We start from the raw sequence: 16,385 nt of genomic DNA, 5'->3' as shown, positions 1-16,385 counted from the left end.
CTTCACTAAAGTTAGTAAAGAAATTTAACAAATTCATATTTTTTTTAATGGAACCGCTTTTTTCCGATACCGCCTATTTAGCCTATTTAGAAAATTTTATCACAGAAAACCGCAGAGACGGCTTTAAGCGCGTGTTGGAAAACCGTACCAAACACTTTACCGTAGCGGTTGAAGATTTGTACCAGTTGCACAATACCAGTGCTGTAATGCGTAGTTGTGAAGTTTTTGGAATACAGGAACTAAATGTGGTAGAAGAACGTTTTGGGAAGAAAATCGATAAAGAGATTGCAATGGGCGCTCAAAAATGGGTGGACATCAACCGATTTAATTCGAATCAGGATTGTATTACCGGTTTAAAACAAAGAGGCTATCGGATTATTGCGACAACGCCACATGATAATGATTGTTTGCTGGAAGATTTTGACATTACGCAGCCGGCGGCAATCTTTTTCGGAACGGAACGGCTTGGATTATCGGATGAAGTCATGCAGCAGGCCGATGGATTTTTGAAAATTCCGATGGTTGGTTTTACCGAAAGTTTGAATATTTCGGTATCGGCAGCGATTATCCTGCAAAATATTTCGACACGATTGCGTAATTCCGGTTTGGATTGGAGACTAACGGATGCCGAAATGCTGGAAAAGCGAATCGACTGGGCGCGAAAATCGATTAAGGATATTGACTATATCACCCGCTTGTATCTGGAAAAAAACAAAAAAGAGGACTAAAAAATCCTCTTTTTTTATTGGGTGTTATTTTTGTCGTTTTAAGATCTTATAATCCTCATAACAGCTACTGATTGCTTCCATGATTTGCAGGTCGTTTGCTGTTTTGATAAAGGTTTCGGAATAATTACAACGCTGTAAAATCTCGTTGATTTCCTTTGGATCGATTCCTAAAAGTGAGGCCAGCGTTTCTTTGTCAAATTTAGAAGCCAAAAGGTTTTTTACAACATCGTCTTTTTTGATTTCCTTTAATTTACTCATTTCTTTCGGTTTTTTTCCAAAGAAATTATAGAGTAAATCAGCCGGGTTAAAAAGAGATCCCAATACGCGGTTAATTTTATTCGGAGAGTGATCGCCGGCCTCATAACCATATGGTAATCCCGAAATCGGATAACGGAAATTCTCATTTAGCGGTAAAATTTTGGTGTCGACTTCCAGATAACCGGTTAGTTGGTATTTGTTGATCACAACCTCTTCCAAAGCATAAGCCTTTTCGGTTAGCCGAATCTTGGTATTCTTGTTTTTAATCCAGTCGTTGGTAACCCTTATTTTAATGGATTCAAAACCGATAAACGAAAAGTGAAGCGTATCGTTTACTTTGGCTTCAATGGTAAATTCACCATGTCCGCTGGAAGTGGTACCTTTAACGGTATTGATATTAACGATATTGACGTTACTCTTAGGTAATAAAGTTGTAGCGTTCACTACTATACCGGAAACCGTTGAGGGAGTTTCCGTTTCCTGTGCGTAGGAAGCAAATGTTAGTAGGGTAAATAAAAAAACTGCAAAAAATCTCATACGGGTTATTAGATTGGTCTAAAAGTAAGGGATATTTTGCAGTTTTTAAGTTATATTAGAAGAAAATTAACAAAAGAATTAGCTTCTTCTGGGGCGTCTTCCGCTGCTGTTGTTCGAAGAACCTTCGGAACGACGCGGAGAACGGTCTGATCTTCTTTCATTTCGTAATGGTCGGTCACCAAAATCATCTTTTCTTTCCGAACGACCACCGCCAAAACTACGCTCTTTTCTTGGTCCTCTGTCGCGATCGCCACCTCTGTCGCGGTCACCACCTCGGGAACGGTTGCGATCACCACCACTGTTACGTCCGTTATGGTCACGTCTTCTGTTGTTGGATCCACCGTCGTTTTTAGAAATTTCCACGTTGATTTTACGTCCTTCTAAATGAATGTTGTTTAAAACATCCATTACTTTCTCGGCATGTTCCGCATCAGTATTAAAGAAAGAGAAACCTTCTTTTACATCCACTTTAAACAAATCGTCACGACCTAATTCTAAAGTGTCACGTAAGAAATCTTTCAACGTCATCCAGTCATAATTATCACGGGAACCGATGTTGATAAAGAAACGTACTGCTCCGTCAGACGGGATACTTCCTGCGTCTTCACGACGGTCGCCAGCATTTTGAGCTGATAAATCGCGAGATTTCTTATAGTAATTGATAAAACGGTTGAATTCTACCGAAACCATTTTCTTGATTACTTCCTCTTTTGTAAGGTCTTTCATTACCTCATAAATAGCGGGAAGATAGGCATCGATTTCATGGTCAACTTCAACGTCTTTGATTTTATTCGCTAAGTGGAATAACTGAATTTCGCAGATTTCAATTCCGGAAGGAATCGGTTTTTCTTCGAATTTCGTTTTGATGATACGCTCGATCTGTGAAATTTTACGCAATTCACTTTTCGTGATGATCACCATAGATGTTCCGGATTTTCCGGCACGACCTGTTCTACCGGAACGGTGTGTATACGTTTCGATTTCGTCTGGTAGCTGATAGTTGATTACGTGTGTAATATCATCTACGTCAATACCACGAGCCGCTACGTCGGTAGCAACCAACATTTGGATCTGACGACCACGGAACGATTTCATTACGCCGTCACGTTGTGCCTGAGAAAGGTCACCGTGTAAAGCAGCAGCATTGTATCCGTCTTCGATTAGTTTTTCAGCAACAGCTTGTGTGTCTCTTTTGGTACGGCAGAAGATAACCGAGAAAATATCCGGGTTAGCATCAGCCAGTCGTTTTAAGGCCGAATAACGATCGCGGGCATTTACCAGGTAAAATTCGTGCGAAACGTTTTGCGAACCAGAGTTTTTGTGTCCCACTGTAATTTCAAGGGGTTTACGCATAAACTCGCGTGCAATACGCGCTACTTCCTGTGGCATGGTTGCCGAAAACAACCAGGTACTTTTGTTTTCCGGTGTATCGGATAAAATGGAAGTGATATCATCATAAAATCCCATGTTTAACATTTCGTCGGCTTCGTCAAGAATACAGAAATTAATGTTCTTGATATTTACCATACCTCTGTTAATCATGTCTTGCATTCTTCCTGGAGTGGCCACGATAATCTGTGCGCCTCTTTTTACATCTTTCGCCTGTTCGGTAATGCTGGCACCACCATAAACGGCAACAGTGTGAATTCCTTTAACGTATTTTGAATATTGTTTAATCTCATTGGTGATTTGTAAACAAAGTTCGCGTGTTGGCGATAAAATTAATGCCTGAGTCGTTCTATCCTCAGCATCAATCTTTTGAATCAGTGGAAAACCAAACGCAGCGGTCTTACCTGTCCCGGTCTGTGCCAATGCAACTATGTCTGTGTCTTTTTCCAATAATAGGGGAATCGCCTTTTCCTGTACCTCCGACGGATTTTCAAATCCTAGATCTTTAATCGCCAGCAGTAGCGATTCATTCAATCCTAATTGTTCAAATTTATTCATTCGTTATTTTTAAATTGGGGGCAAAGTTACTGTAAATTAACGATATATGCTAATATGTTTTCGATATTTATGCTTTTGTTTTTTATTGATTTTCAGTAAGTTATTGTTTTGGTGCCTACTTCATTGGTCTTTCCGAAGATTTTAAGTGTCGGATTGATCAAATACTGGCTCTGATTTGTGAAAATTTTAAGCAGAATTTTCGACAAAATTTAACAATGACATTTCTGTTATCCAAACTTTTACCGGTTTATTGGTTTAAAAAAGCAACCAACTGTTTTACGGCTTTTCCACGGTGACTTATGACTGATTTTTCGTTCATTTCCAGTTCAGCAAATGTACGACTGTCATTTTCGGGTACAAATACCGGATCATAACCAAAACCGTTGGTTCCTTTTCGCTCGCGGATAATCGTTCCGTGGATAATTCCGGTAAATAGCTGTTGCGTTCCGTTGAGGTTTAAAGCAATCACGGTTTTAAAATTCGCTTTGCGGTTGTTTTCGGTTTCCAACTCCGACAGTAATTTGTCGATATTGTCGTTATCGTTTTTATGATCACCGGCATAACGGGCCGAAATCACCCCCGGAGCCCCGTTTAGTGCGTCCACTTCCAGTCCGCTATCGTCTGCAAAACAGTTATATCCGTAATGTTCGGTGACATAATTGGCTTTTAAAATGGCATTGCCTTCAATGGTATCGGCTGTTTCCGGAATGTCTGTATCACAATTGATATCCCTTAGGCTTAAAACCTGAATGGAGTCGGGAAGGAGTTGCTGAATTTCTTTAATTTTGTTGGGATTGTTGGATGCGAAAACCAGTTTCATATTCGTTGGAAGTTTGTAGTTTAAGCACACAAAGATAATTCAAAAAGCATTTTTGTATCACAAATCAAGGCAAATAATTTTGTAAATTTAAAGGACTTTTCGAAGTGTTTCAATCCCGCAAGTTTCGGGTCGGAAAGCGTTTTTACGGCGATTACCTTTGTAAGGTGAATTCCAAATATATACCCATGAAAACACAGGAACAATTTCAGTTTGACCGAATTGCAAAGGCAATCGACTTTTTGCATCATAATTTTAAAACACAACCGTCATTGGACGAGGTGGCTTCTTTTGTCCATGTGAGTCCATTCCATTTTCAAAAATTGTTTACCGAATGGGCAGGTGTGAGTCCGAAGAAGTTTTTACAATATCTTACGGTGGAACACGCCAAAAAAATGCTCAAATCGAGTCAGCTTACCTTATCCGAAGCGGCCTTCGAAACCGGACTTTCCGGAACCGGCCGTTTGCACGATTTGTTTGTCAATATCGAAGGCATGACACCGGGCGATTATAAAAACGGTGGTGAACAGTTGCGTATCAATTATAATTTCGACGAAAGTCCGTTTGGAACATTGTTGATGGCGGCTACTGAAAAAGGAATCTGTCGGCTTGTTTTTGCCGATGATCAGGAGTTAGCGTTAGCGGAATTAAAAGCGGAATTTCCCAATGCTTCGTTTACCAATCAGACCGATACTTTTCAAAAAGATGTACGCTCGTTTTTTGGCAACGACTGGAACGAATCGCAGGCTATAAAACTGCATTTGCGGGGAACGGATTTTCAGCTAAAAGTATGGGAAACCTTATTGAAAATACCGATGGGACAATTAACGACCTATGGCGACATTGCCAAAAGTATTGAAAAACCGAGAGCTTCAAGAGCAGTGGGAACGGCAATCGGAAATAATCCGGTGGCGTTCTTAATTCCGTGTCATCGGGTAATTCAGGCTACCGGAATGATTGGCGGTTATCATTGGGGAAATGCCCGAAAAAAAGCCATTATCGGATGGGAAGCGTGTCAGTCGGATCTTTTACTACAGGAATAATGGAGGCTATATTGGAACGATTGCAGGCTACTGATTGGGATCAGGTGGCCGGAATGATGCATGAAAAAGGATACGCCGTATTGTCGGACATAATTCCGGAACCGGTTTGTGATACGCTGATTGGTTATTATCCGGAAGATAAACGGTATCGGAAAAAAGTAGTGATGGAGCGTTATCGCTTTGGACAAGGAGAATACAGATATTTTGATTATCCGTTACCGGATCTGATTCAGCAATTGCGGACTACGGTTTATGAAAAACTGGTGCCGATTGCCAATTTATGGATGAAAGCATTACGGATAGACCGGCAATTTCCAGGAAAACACGAGGAATTATTGGCGCTTTGTGAGGTAAACAATCAGTTAAAACCTACGGTATTGGTACTGAATTACAGTGAAGGCGGTTATAATACCTTGCATCAGGATTTGTATGGTGCTATATTTTTTCCGATTCAGATTGTATTGTTTCTCAACGAGCCCGGAAAAGACTATACCGGTGGTGAATTTGTGCTGACCGAACAGGTTCCGAGGGCGCAATCGAAAGCAATCGTCTTACAACCCAAGCGAGGTGATATACTGATTTTTACGACAAACTTTCGTCCGGTACGCGGCACAAAAGGCTATTACCGTGTCGCGATGAAACACGGTGTGAGCGAAGTGCGCAGTGGAAAACGCTATACAATGGGAATCATTTTTCACGACGCGATCCGTTAAAGATGTGGCTACACGAACAACTTCCGGATAGCGAACTACACCATCGGATCCGGAAACAAAGTATTACCTTTGGCGGAAATAAAAAACTGAAAATTGTTGGACGTTTGGATTGTATATCCGGCAAAAGAATGAAAAAAACAAATCGGGTATTCTTTGCTTCAATGGAAGAAGCGGAAGCAATGGGGTATCGGCCTTGCGGACATTGTATGCGGGACGCTTACCAGCACTGGAAATTAAAACAACAACTATAATGGATTTATTCAGTACCGGAGAAATCGACAACATACTGCCATACGACGGAGAAGTGTACTATCACGGTTGTATAATAACCGATCGGGAGGCAAAGCACTATTACGATCGTTTTATGGAAACCATCGAATGGCGCAATGACGAGGCGATTGTTTTTGGTAAGCTGATCCAGACCAAAAGAAAAGTGGCCTGGTATGGTGATCATCCATTTCAGTATACCTATTCCAATACGACCAAAACCGCCTTACCGTGGACGGAAGAATTAATCACCTTAAAAAAAATAGCCGAAAATGTAAGCGGCACTACTTTTAATTCCTGCCTGTTAAACCTTTACCACGACGGACAGGAAGGGATGGCCTGGCATAGCGACAGCGAAAAATCCCTTGGTATGAATACCGTAATTGCGTCGCTAAGCTTTGGAGCCGAACGCAAGTTTGCCTTTAAACACAAAGCAACTAAAGCTACGGTTTCGCTGGTACTGGAAGCCGGAAGCCTACTCATTATGCAGGGAACGACCCAAACCCACTGGTTACACCGTTTGCCGCCAACCACCAAAGTGATGCGTCCGCGTGTCAACCTCACTTTCAGAACTATTGTGGATCAGTATTGATAAAATCCGGGATTTGTTAAAAAAATAGGAAAATAGAAATAGAGCGAATCGTTATTTTATGATTAATTTTGTTTTTGCTTTGAAATAGAAGAATTTTCGGAGTGAATCGAAAAAAAAGGGTTAGTGAAAAAGGGGAAAATTCCCCTTGTAATAGTTTCGCCAAGCCAGTAATTTTGTCTTTAAATCAATAAACCCATCTAAAAATGAACACAATGGTGAAACCTACTCAATTAATTTCTTTTGAAAAAGGGAAAGAGTTGAACAAAAATTACAATGAAAAAAGAGGTGCTTTAGTTACCGAAAGATCCGGATTGGAAGATGCCAATGCCTTTTGGTTTTCTATTGAAGAGTTGGAGCGTTATATCGCGTATGTAAAAGAAAATGCTGTCGAGAAAGGCTTTTTGGTAGACGGTATTCGTATTTATCTGGGTGTTTATCCGGAAACAGAAGAAAAAAATGCGGGTTATACGACTGTGTTTTTAACACCAACCGGAACGATCATCGATGAACAGGGAGGCCGGGGAGGTGCCAGTTTGCAAGGCAATGCATTGGATATAACAACTATTGAACCTTTAAATTTCGGTTCTATGGGGAATCCTCCAAAACTCAATTACGGTGGATAACGAATGTTGGCAGATCTAAGATTATATACTGTGTTTCTCGCCTTATTATCGGGAATGTTTGGAATCATCTATTGGTACAAACTTCCAAATAATAAGGCAAAGTTTTTTGTATTATCCATCTGGCTTTCGGCAATAACGGAGCTAACCGGAATTTTTTATACGCAAATAACCGGGCAGGTTAATTATATGGTTTTTAATATCTATATGTTTATTATCCTGCCGTATTATATACTGTTTTTAAAATCCATTTTACAACAACCTAAAAACAAACAGGTTGCCAAGGTATGCTTTGTACTTTTTTTGATATCGGTATTTGTAAACCTGACTTTTTTCCAGGATGTAGTGGAGGAAGTCTGTTTTAACAATTTTGCTATCGGTGTGGTTATGATTCTGATGTTGAGTTGTCTCTACCTGATGGAACTGTTCAATTCGAATCTGATATTATCCATAAAAGACACGATTTTTTTCTGGTTCGTATTGGGAATATTACTTTTTTATGTTCCCTTTTTACCGTTTATGCTCTCATTACGTTGGTTTTTATCCGGAATCCACGAAACAACTTATAGTTTGATCATTTTCTTTTTAAACGTATTAATGAACACCAGTTTTATCTTTGGTTTTATATGGAGCAAAAAGAGATACCATTATTGATCATTTCGTTTAGTATCGTGCTTTTAACCTTGTTGGGCACGTTACTGGTCTTTTTCCTGTATTTTCAGAAGAAAAAGTCGAAATTCCTAATGGATAAAATGGAAGCAGAGTTGTTTTTTAATTCCGAGCTGGCCAAATCACGAATCGAAATCAAAGAGCAAACCCTGTCGAATATCAGTCGGGAGCTACACGATAATATCGGGCAGATTTTATCAGTGGCCGTGATGCAGCTCAACCTGATGGTTGCTAAAATCGATACCGACGATAAAAATGAAATCGATGAGGTACGCAAGCTTGTTAGTAAATCGCTGGACGAAATCCGTATGGTTGCCAAATTGATCAATGGCGATGTGGAACTACAATCCGGCTTTATTGATGCCGTAACCGAAGATCTGAACCGAATTACCAAATTGAAAATCATTAATGGTAATCTGAATATATCCGGGCAAATACAACCTATTGATCCGCAACACGAAGTGATCATTTACCGGATATTACAGGAAGCCATTTCCAATGCCTTAAAATATTCACATAGTAAAACCATCGATGTGGATATCTGTTTTGACGCCAGGGAATGTATTATAGAAGTAACCGATTCCGGAATCGGTTTTAACAATGCCACCGTAGCCAAAGGTTCCGGATTGGCTAACATGAACACGCGGGCCCGGTTAATTGGCGCCGCTTTTTTGGTTTCGTCCCGTCCGAACGAAGGTACGAAGCTCAAAATTGTATATCCTTTGGAAAAAGGACGCAAAGAGTAAAAAAATCCCCTTACTACTATGAATAAAATAAAAATTGTAATTGTAGACGACCACTTACTGTTTTCCCAGTCGCTATCGTTCCTGATAAACAGCTTTAAAGAGTTTGTGGTCTGCGGAAATTACAACAATGGAAAAGATTTCCTTACCGGACTAAAAGCTATGGATGAACTTCCGGATCTGGTATTGCTCGATGTCAATATGCCGGTTATGGATGGCGTGGAAACCATGCGACGCCTCAAGGAAGATTACCCGGGTTTACGGGTATTGGCGTTGTCGGTAAACGATGACGAAGACACGATAATTAAGATGATCAGTAACGGTGCCAGTGGTTATTTATTAAAAGATACCCATCCGAATATGTTTCGGGAAGCGCTGCTAAAAGTACACGAAACCGGGTATTTTTATACCGAAATGGTTTCAGGTGTATTGATCAACAAACTGGAAGCCGGTAACAAAGCCAGTTTAAAAGAACGCGAACTGGAATTTATTCGCCTGGCCTGTACCGAAATGACGTATCGCGAAATTGCCGATGAAATGTGCCTGAGTCCGAAAACGGTGGATGGTTACCGGGAAAATCTTTTTCAGAAACTGGAAATCAAAACCCGCATCGGACTGGTGTTATACGCAATGAAAAACAAAATCGTTTGTGTATAGTGGGTACGATTGCTGCCGATACGGGGAAGGGAGGATGCGGTTAACCTGAATTTAGGTTCAGGTGGTATATTTTTGATACGCTCTGGCCAACTTTACGTCGTATTGGTTCACTTTATAGCCTTCACCATTATAACGGTAGGCAAAAGTGGCCCAGTCTTTATTTTGTAAAGCACCGATCAGGTTGTTTGTTTTCAGAAAACAGCCAAAAGCAGTAAGATGTTCCCGTTCATTCAGGTACATTTTACCAACAAAACTGTCCATACTGTCATACCCGATTGGGATGGCATTAAATCCCATGACCTGGAAAACGCCCCAGGAGGCGGAAGCATGAGCGGCATCGGTAAGATTTAATCCTGGAATCAGTGCGGAAGCTCTGGCCAACCGTTCGTATTCCCGCGAACCGCCCTGATAGTATTTTTGGGTCCATTTTTTATATAAAACATCCTGATTTTCCGGTTGGACATAGGCTTGCGGATCAATATTCCGGCGTTCCAGTTCCTGCCAGAAAATATGACCTTCGAATAAAATCTTAGGTCGGCCGTCGATAAGAAAGCCTTTACCGCTGCTTTCGATTTCGTTTACGGCCTTAATACAAGCGAGTTCCACCTGATAGTGATTGGCAAAATCGATCAGATCCTGTTCCGAAAGTAATTTGTCGTTATACTGCGTCAGCGTACTGTTTTTCTCGAAAAGGCGGGACCAGGTTTTAATACCAACGATCCCGTCTACAACAAGGTTATAGTCGCTCTGAAAGCTTTTTACGGCTTCATCAACGGCTGTAGTAAAGGCATCCGAAACCATCACCAGATAGCCCATTCGTGCTAATATCTCGCATAAAGTGGTCACTTCCGGGCCTTTTGAATGCAATCGGACGGTTTTCATGATCCGGATATTTTAGGGATCTGCGGTAATTTTTCGCAGATCATACCGATCAGGAAAAAACTGTCGTAGGTAACCGATTCCGGAGCAAGTGCATATTCTTTGGTCACGGTAAACAGGTTTTCGATTTTCAGTTCGGTTTCAAAAACTTTATAGCCGTCTTTTTTGATCTTAACCTTGTAGTTTCCTACCGGAAGCTGAAATTCGATCGCCCCGTTTTTATCCGATTCGATTTCTTTAAACGTATTATTATTGGTCCCGATGATCGAAATTTCCGATTTATAAACACTTTGTCTGGAAACCGAATCGGTAACGGACAAAATCACTGTGGTTAGGGTTTTGGCTGGAGTTGGATCTTTAATGACTGGCGGAAACAATATCGGATTGGTACGGATAAAACGTTTGATTCCCCAAACGGTATTTGAGGTTTGCGGTAAAGGTGTCGGCGCCGGTGTAGAATCGGTTGACGGCATCATTTTGATACCCGGAGCCATTGTGGTTTTGATCAACGGTTGTTTGATACCTGCCAAAGCCTTATAAATAGGAGCGGACGCAATCGGTTTGATCGGTGGTGTGGTAACGGGTTCCGGTTCGAATGGAGCCGGTTCGTCCAATGTCGCTTTTGTACTGTAATATTTAACGTTATTCGATTCCAGCGTTTCTTTGTTTTTGATCGCTTTGATAAAACGGACATTCGTACTGGCATTGGTAAACAACTGGTTTTTCATAATGATCGGGCCAAAATGTATCAACTGATCAATATTGCTGACCACCGCGTCTGAGATATTCGGATCGATGTTAATTTTCAGGTTTTTAATCAGAATCATTTTTTTTGGAAAAGCCGATAGCAGGAAATCGTTGCTAATGGTTTGTCCGTCGGATACCGGTTGTTTTCCGTTCCATTTAAAATACTCCGACGTAAGTGTTGGCAACGAAAACCAATTGCGGAGCATCGTTACGATGGAAAACTCCAATTCGATTCCGATAATGTTTTTTTCGTCATAATCAATCGAAATCACCTCGTCCGGGAAAGCATCTTTTTCGTTTTTGGCCATTTCATACAAACTGTCCAGTTCTTTTTTATCGATCGAAAGTTTGATCCAGCCACTGTCGTTCGACATAAAATCGTAAGGAACGAAATTAATATCGTGATACGACTCCAACGATTGAATTCCGGTTTTTCGGGACATCTCCATTGTATTTCGCGAGTTGGTCAGATTGGCCAGGAAAATTTCCAGTCCGTCTTTGCTGTTGATTTGTTTTATGGCTTCTTCGATCTGTTTTTTATAACCGAGTAGTTTATGATCAACAGCCATTTTTTCTTTTTTCAGCAGGATTACGTTTAGTTTTTCCAACCAGATGTTTTTTTCATCATCCGAAAAAGCATCGTCATAAGTGTTTACATGCATTTCCCATTCGCGAAGCAGCGTTTCATATTGCGTCAGGTATTTGTCATAGGCTTTCTTTTCCTTGGTCGGCTTCCCTTTGGCATCGTATAAAACCTTTTGCGCTTCTTCGTTTACCGTTGCGATGGCATCGGGCGAAAGTCCCTGGTCGGCATTGATCAGCTCACCGTAAACGTTAAACAACGTATTAGCCGGATTGACATCCCAAAAAGTATCGGAAGCCGGTAAGGAGTTTAACTGAAACGAAAGATCCTGCTTTTTGAGTAAACCTTCGCCTTTTAGCGGATCGTCCAACAGGATTTGCGGCAGCAACAATTTGATTTCATCGTTTTCATAGATCCGTAGCGACGGACAAATCAAAGCCAATTCGGATGGATTGGAGCTTTGCGATTTATAGTATTCCTTTATTTTCTGGAATAAAGCGGTATAATATTTCATAATGTGTTTGCTTAAAGAAAGGAATTCCAAATACCGGAGTTGGTATTTGGAATTGCCTGGAATTATAAGGATTAATTAACTTCTACCCATTCGTCATCTTTAATCGATGGAAGTGGGTTAGGTGATAAATCGAGGATGTTACATTTTCGTCCGATCAGTAAAATTCCTTTCGAGGCCATTCCCTGTTCCGATCGTTCTCCGGAAGAATTCACACGGGTATCGTCGTAACCATAGCTTCCGCCAATGGAAAACAATCCGAAGTGAACTCCGGCACCGGCACCGACATGGTTTTCTACTTTTTTATAGGAATCACTTCCTTTTTTAAATCCGATTTTAAGATCGGTAATAAAGTAAAGTTCCGTGGTTACGGCCGGCATTAATCCGCCACCGTTTCCGTCGCTCACCATTTGGTTGTTTACGATATCCTGACCGGTTTTGGAGTATTTCCAGAATCGGGATTTGATAAAAGTGGTACCCAACCACGGACGGCTGATAAAACATTTACCCAGTTTAAAGCTCATTTCAAAGTCGTTGAAATTATAGCTGGAATCGATTTTTTGATGCGATCCGCTGGCTGTTCCGCCAAAAACGCCCAGGTAGGAAGCCGCAGCCGACCAACTGTGTTTGGTGTTTTTATAACTCGTATCGTAACTCGATTTTGTAAACTTATAGTCTATCCATTGTGTCGAATTGGCCAAAGTTGTCGCCGGTAGTGGCGCCGAATAATAGTAGGTATTCATACCGCCCAATCCGGTTCTTTTGGCGGCCAGTAATTCCGATTCATAGCGTTTTTTAACAGTGATAAAGTTGCTGCTTTCGATTTCGTCGATATAGTTCATGATTTTTTCAACGGCACCTTTATAACCCATCGATTCCCATCTTTTCAAGGCATCGTCACGTTTTTTGATATAGTTTTTACCCGAAATGGTCATTTCGGCCATCGCATCCGGATCCTGAAGATCCACACGTCTTTTTAACTCCGCCAAGCGATCGTCGGCATCATAAAACAAGGCTTCATATTCCAGGTATTTGACGTATTTCGGAGAAGGGAAGGTGTTGAAAACATACTTCGGGTTGTCGTCCGGATGTTCGGGCATACTGTCGTCATAATCCGGATTTTTTAATTTTTTGATGGTGAATAACTCGTCTCTTAATTTTTCCAGCTTTTTCTCGACTTTAGGATCGATTTTGGAATCTTTTACCACGCAAAATTCCATGATATCGCTATAGACGTTCGATACGGTATGATCATTTTGCGAACTGAAAATAGTAAACTTACGGCTACCATCTTTATCCTTTTCCGGGATATTGCTTGGAATCTGATCCACCAGTCGTGCAAATTCTTCCGCATGGGCATAGGCCGAATATTTTTTCTCGTTACGAAGGTCGGTATACTCTTCGTCGGTCATTCCTTCCAGTTTTGGTGCGCTACCGGTAAACCCTTTGTGTGCATATTCAAAAGCGGTTTTGTCGATTACGCTGGCTACCGGCTCCCAGGCCACAAAATTGTTGGGACCTAACATTTTCGGATCGCCTCCGTTGGTTAATTTTTTAAATACGTCTCCTAAGATAACGTTCATGAATTCGGTTTCATCCGGCATAGGTGTGAATGTTCCCATAGTGTTTGATTGTTTTGATTGATGATTTCCTACTCTGTTCCGGGCTTTTCGGATACCGCCCTGATTGGATTAACTGTTCGATTTTGATTGATGTCCTTTTTAAAAGGATGGATTAACGCCCCACATTGATTTTTGTATTGACGATTTTATTGTGAAGGTTTAACGCGATAGCACCCAATACGACTTCGATGATTCCTAAAAAGGTCAGGATGTTTCGTCCACATACGATACAAATAGGTTCCGGAATCGGTTTTCTCCCGATAATGATGATTACACCTCCGATAATAATGATGATGATCATCACTGCTCTAAAAATTAATTTGTTGTTCATGATTTCAATGTTTTTAATGAATGTTATTTTTTGGTTTACCAATCGAAGGATTTGACCTCCGTTTTTGAATGGTTTTGTTTGTTGGTGTAAAATTGCATTAGTTCAATGTGTTGAAAAAGAGGATATTCCCGTATTTTAAACGGGGATATATTCCCTTGCGATAACGGGAAATTCACCCATAAAAAGCCTCCCTAAATTTGGTTAGATGTATTTGTTAAATGGTTGGCTTTTAGTTGATTATGTTTTTTGTCGTTTTTAAGGAAGTTGTGAAGAATAGTAAAATCCGGTTTTTTAAAAAAGGCAGAAATCCGGTTTGGACACAGAAAAAGCCGTTGATTTCCAGAAAAATCAACGGCTTTTTTTAAAGCGTTTTGACGTTATTTTAAATTGTTTTTTTTAGGAATACGGTAAAAGTACTACCGGAGCCGAGTTCACTTTCTACAGTGATCAATCCCTGTTGAGCTTCGATAAATTCTTTACTAATGGCCAATCCGAGACCGGTGCCTTCTTTTTCCGAGCCGGGAATCCGGAAATAACGATCGAATATTTTACTGGTATATTGGGACGAAATACCGAGTCCGGAGTCTTTTACTATAATTTTTACATACGAATCGTCTTCCGAAAGTTGTACCTGTATACTTGCATTTTCATACGAATAGCGAATCGCATTGGTGATGAGGTTGGAAATCACCCAGGTTGTTTTTTCGCGATCGGCCCAGACTTCGGAAATCGTATCGGGAAATGCCGTAAAAAGTTTGATGTTTTTCTGTTCGGCGAGTTTTTGCGTAGCGTCCACGGCTTCGGTTACAATTTGAAGGACATTGCTTTTCTCGATTTCCAATTGCGTTTTTCCGGTTTCCACCTGCGTGATGTTGAGTAGCTCGCCGGTGGTTCGCAGTAAACGCTTGGTATCGTCCTTAATACTGGCAATCAGATGTTGTTGTTCTTCGTTCAATGGACCGATACTTTCGTTTTCCAATAGTTGCAAACTCATTTTCATCGAAGCGATAGGCGTTTTAAACTCATGGGAAACGGTAGCGATAAAATTGGTTTTCGCATAATCGAGCTCCTTATATAGCGTAACATTACGTAGGATGATAAACGAACCGATTTCTTTTTTTTCGGTTTCTCCGGTAGGCGTGATCACAATCGGGACGATCTGTTTTTCGAAATAACTTTCTTTGTTATCGGCATAGATTGTCAGGGTTTCGTTTTTAGAAGAATTATCGGCACTATTTCCGGCCAAATGCTGAATCAGCGAGCGGATCAGATCGTTATACACCGCGATATCCTGAACCGGTTTCCCGATAATATCGGCCGATTTGAGTCCGGATATTTTTAAGGCTTCTTCATTGGCAAACAAAATCTTTTGGGTATCATCCAATCCGATTACCGGGTCGTGCATATTGTTGATCAGGGTTTCTATCCGTTTCTTTTCCATCATCAAACGGGCAAGACTGCTATCGCTGTATTCCTGTAGTTTTTCGGCCATCGTATTAAAAGAGCGGGCCAGATCGCCAAATTCGCTATGTCCTTCAAAATGTACGCGTCGGGAGTAGTTTTTACCGGCAATCTGACGGATACTTTCGGTCAGGTCTTTTATCGGATCGGCGATTGTACTTGGTAGGTTGATCAATAATGTAAAGGCAATAATAAAACACATCGAACCGGTAATGGAAATCCAAAGAATCGCACGGTCGGCCGTTTGGGAAGCCACAATACTTTTCCGCTGAATGGAATCCATATTGAGTTTCATAATGGCATTCAGGTCGTTCCGAATCAAAAGAATAACCGTTTTGTTATCCGGTTGCTGGAGGAATGTTTGGCTATCCTCGAGCAGGTTTTCGGTTAGTTCTTTTTCGCCAATTTCAGTAATATTCCGACTTTGGAGTTCGAGATAATGCTGAAATTTTTCGAGTGACTGTTTGTCGGTTTCAATTTTATCCAGTTCTTTTAGCATATTCCGGGAATAGTCGAGCGAATTGTAATTATCGACCAATATATTTTCGGTATCGTTCGCCAACGTATGCAATTGTCGGACACCCAATGCGACGAGTAATACGATCAGGAAAAAGAGTAATCCGACACCGAGGGTCAATTTGGTTTTTATTTTCATTTGGC

The 16,385-nt window shown here is 40.9% G+C and carries 17 protein-coding genes; 9 read left to right on the top strand and 8 right to left on the bottom strand.

Annotation, left to right across the window (positions count from 1 at the left end; all coding sequences use genetic code 11):
• Window positions 1-47: 47 nt before the first annotated feature.
• Complete coding sequence (locus ABFU83_RS09850) at window positions 48-728, top strand: RNA methyltransferase (RefSeq protein WP_347065568.1); 681 nt, start codon at window positions 48-50, stop codon at window positions 726-728.
• Between the two features lie 24 nt (window positions 729-752).
• Here the strand turns inward: ABFU83_RS09850 and ABFU83_RS09845 are convergent, their stop codons facing one another.
• The 3 genes from ABFU83_RS09845 to ABFU83_RS09835 all read right to left on the bottom strand — a co-directional run bounded on the left by ABFU83_RS09845 (window position 753) and on the right by ABFU83_RS09835 (window position 4,290).
• Window positions 753-1,523, bottom strand: a complete 771-nt coding sequence (locus tag ABFU83_RS09845; RefSeq protein ID WP_136402613.1) for a carboxypeptidase-like regulatory domain-containing protein — start codon at window positions 1,521-1,523, stop codon at window positions 753-755.
• Window positions 1,524-1,601: 78 nt separating this feature from the next.
• Window positions 1,602-3,470 (bottom strand): DEAD/DEAH box helicase, encoded by a 1,869-nt coding sequence (locus ABFU83_RS09840; protein WP_347065566.1) that lies wholly within the window; start codon window positions 3,468-3,470, stop codon window positions 1,602-1,604.
• 247 nt (window positions 3,471-3,717) lie between these two features.
• A complete protein-coding gene (locus ABFU83_RS09835; RefSeq protein ID WP_347065564.1) occupies window positions 3,718-4,290 on the bottom strand; it encodes a non-canonical purine NTP diphosphatase in 573 nt (190 codons plus the stop codon).
• A gap of 185 nt (window positions 4,291-4,475) precedes the next feature.
• Between ABFU83_RS09835 and ABFU83_RS09830 the strand changes: the two genes are divergently transcribed.
• The 8 genes from ABFU83_RS09830 (at window position 4,476) to ABFU83_RS09795 (ending at window position 9,591) form a co-directional block, all read left to right on the top strand.
• A complete protein-coding gene (locus tag ABFU83_RS09830; protein ID WP_347065562.1) occupies window positions 4,476-5,330 on the top strand; it encodes a methylated-DNA--[protein]-cysteine S-methyltransferase in 855 nt (284 codons plus the stop codon).
• Window positions 5,330-6,043: a 2OG-Fe(II) oxygenase gene (locus ABFU83_RS09825; protein ID WP_347065560.1), complete on the top strand. Its 714-nt coding sequence runs from the start codon at window positions 5,330-5,332 to the stop codon at window positions 6,041-6,043. Before ABFU83_RS09830 ends, ABFU83_RS09825 begins: the two co-directional genes overlap by 1 nt.
• Before the next feature lie 2 nt (window positions 6,044-6,045).
• Window positions 6,046-6,294, top strand: coding sequence for an Ada metal-binding domain-containing protein (locus tag ABFU83_RS09820; RefSeq protein WP_347065558.1), 249 nt, complete (start codon window positions 6,046-6,048; stop codon window positions 6,292-6,294).
• Entirely contained in the window at window positions 6,294-6,902 is a 609-nt protein-coding gene (locus ABFU83_RS09815) for an alpha-ketoglutarate-dependent dioxygenase AlkB (protein WP_347065556.1), read from the top strand. The genes ABFU83_RS09820 and ABFU83_RS09815 overlap by 1 nt, the downstream gene beginning before the upstream one ends.
• 212 nt (window positions 6,903-7,114) lie before the next feature.
• The gene (locus ABFU83_RS09810) at window positions 7,115-7,525 is read left to right on the top strand and encodes a hypothetical protein (protein WP_347065555.1); all 411 of its coding nucleotides are present in this window, start codon (window positions 7,115-7,117) and stop codon (window positions 7,523-7,525) included.
• A 3-nt stretch (window positions 7,526-7,528) separates the two neighbouring features.
• Window positions 7,529-8,176, top strand: a complete 648-nt coding sequence (locus ABFU83_RS09805; protein WP_347065553.1) for a hypothetical protein — start codon at window positions 7,529-7,531, stop codon at window positions 8,174-8,176.
• Complete coding sequence (locus tag ABFU83_RS09800; RefSeq protein ID WP_347065552.1) at window positions 8,149-8,937, top strand: ATP-binding protein; 789 nt, start codon at window positions 8,149-8,151, stop codon at window positions 8,935-8,937. The genes ABFU83_RS09805 and ABFU83_RS09800 overlap by 28 nt, the downstream gene beginning before the upstream one ends.
• An 18-nt stretch (window positions 8,938-8,955) precedes the next feature.
• A complete protein-coding gene (locus tag ABFU83_RS09795; protein ID WP_347065551.1) occupies window positions 8,956-9,591 on the top strand; it encodes a response regulator transcription factor in 636 nt (211 codons plus the stop codon).
• A 57-nt stretch (window positions 9,592-9,648) separates the two neighbouring features.
• Here the strand turns inward: ABFU83_RS09795 and ABFU83_RS09790 are convergent, their stop codons facing one another.
• The 5 genes from ABFU83_RS09790 to ABFU83_RS09770 all read right to left on the bottom strand — a co-directional run bounded on the left by ABFU83_RS09790 (window position 9,649) and on the right by ABFU83_RS09770 (window position 16,380).
• Complete coding sequence (locus ABFU83_RS09790; RefSeq protein WP_347065549.1) at window positions 9,649-10,473, bottom strand: N-acetylmuramidase family protein; 825 nt, start codon at window positions 10,471-10,473, stop codon at window positions 9,649-9,651.
• The gene (locus ABFU83_RS09785) at window positions 10,470-12,314 is read right to left on the bottom strand and encodes a carboxypeptidase-like regulatory domain-containing protein (RefSeq protein WP_347065547.1); all 1,845 of its coding nucleotides are present in this window, start codon (window positions 12,312-12,314) and stop codon (window positions 10,470-10,472) included. Before ABFU83_RS09785 ends, ABFU83_RS09790 begins: the two co-directional genes overlap by 4 nt.
• Window positions 12,315-12,385: 71 nt before the next feature.
• Window positions 12,386-13,933, bottom strand: coding sequence for a hypothetical protein (locus ABFU83_RS09780; protein ID WP_347065545.1), 1,548 nt, complete (start codon window positions 13,931-13,933; stop codon window positions 12,386-12,388).
• Window positions 13,934-14,045: 112 nt separating this feature from the next.
• Window positions 14,046-14,264 (bottom strand): hypothetical protein, encoded by a 219-nt coding sequence (locus ABFU83_RS09775; RefSeq protein ID WP_347065543.1) that lies wholly within the window; start codon window positions 14,262-14,264, stop codon window positions 14,046-14,048.
• Between the two features lie 382 nt (window positions 14,265-14,646).
• The gene (locus ABFU83_RS09770) at window positions 14,647-16,380 is read right to left on the bottom strand and encodes an ATP-binding protein (RefSeq protein ID WP_347065542.1); all 1,734 of its coding nucleotides are present in this window, start codon (window positions 16,378-16,380) and stop codon (window positions 14,647-14,649) included.
• Window positions 16,381-16,385: the final 5 nt, after the last annotated feature.

The sequence above is a fragment of the Flavobacterium sp. WV_118_3 genome (assembly GCF_039778605.1).
GTDB lineage: Bacteria > Bacteroidota > Bacteroidia > Flavobacteriales > Flavobacteriaceae > Flavobacterium.
This window is presented reverse-complemented; position numbering and strand designations above follow the sequence as displayed.

Coding starts and splice junctions, on each gene's coding strand:
- ABFU83_RS09850 (WP_347065568.1), top strand. CDS start 48: ATGGAACCGCTTTTTTCCGATACCGCCTATTTAGCCTATTTAGAAAAT.
- ABFU83_RS09845 (WP_136402613.1), bottom strand. CDS start 1,523: ATGAGATTTTTTGCAGTTTTTTTATTTACCCTACTAACATTTGCTTCC.
- ABFU83_RS09840 (WP_347065566.1), bottom strand. CDS start 3,470: ATGAATAAATTTGAACAATTAGGATTGAATGAATCGCTACTGCTGGCG.
- ABFU83_RS09835 (WP_347065564.1), bottom strand. CDS start 4,290: ATGAAACTGGTTTTCGCATCCAACAATCCCAACAAAATTAAAGAAATT.
- ABFU83_RS09830 (WP_347065562.1), top strand. CDS start 4,476: ATGAAAACACAGGAACAATTTCAGTTTGACCGAATTGCAAAGGCAATC.
- ABFU83_RS09825 (WP_347065560.1), top strand. CDS start 5,330: ATGGAGGCTATATTGGAACGATTGCAGGCTACTGATTGGGATCAGGTG.
- ABFU83_RS09820 (WP_347065558.1), top strand. CDS start 6,046: ATGTGGCTACACGAACAACTTCCGGATAGCGAACTACACCATCGGATC.
- ABFU83_RS09815 (WP_347065556.1), top strand. CDS start 6,294: ATGGATTTATTCAGTACCGGAGAAATCGACAACATACTGCCATACGAC.
- ABFU83_RS09810 (WP_347065555.1), top strand. CDS start 7,115: ATGGTGAAACCTACTCAATTAATTTCTTTTGAAAAAGGGAAAGAGTTG.
- ABFU83_RS09805 (WP_347065553.1), top strand. CDS start 7,529: ATGTTGGCAGATCTAAGATTATATACTGTGTTTCTCGCCTTATTATCG.
- ABFU83_RS09800 (WP_347065552.1), top strand. CDS start 8,149: ATGGAGCAAAAAGAGATACCATTATTGATCATTTCGTTTAGTATCGTG.
- ABFU83_RS09795 (WP_347065551.1), top strand. CDS start 8,956: ATGAATAAAATAAAAATTGTAATTGTAGACGACCACTTACTGTTTTCC.
- ABFU83_RS09790 (WP_347065549.1), bottom strand. CDS start 10,473: ATGAAAACCGTCCGATTGCATTCAAAAGGCCCGGAAGTGACCACTTTA.
- ABFU83_RS09785 (WP_347065547.1), bottom strand. CDS start 12,314: ATGAAATATTATACCGCTTTATTCCAGAAAATAAAGGAATACTATAAA.
- ABFU83_RS09780 (WP_347065545.1), bottom strand. CDS start 13,933: ATGGGAACATTCACACCTATGCCGGATGAAACCGAATTCATGAACGTT.
- ABFU83_RS09775 (WP_347065543.1), bottom strand. CDS start 14,264: ATGAACAACAAATTAATTTTTAGAGCAGTGATGATCATCATCATTATT.
- ABFU83_RS09770 (WP_347065542.1), bottom strand. CDS start 16,380: ATGAAAATAAAAACCAAATTGACCCTCGGTGTCGGATTACTCTTTTTC.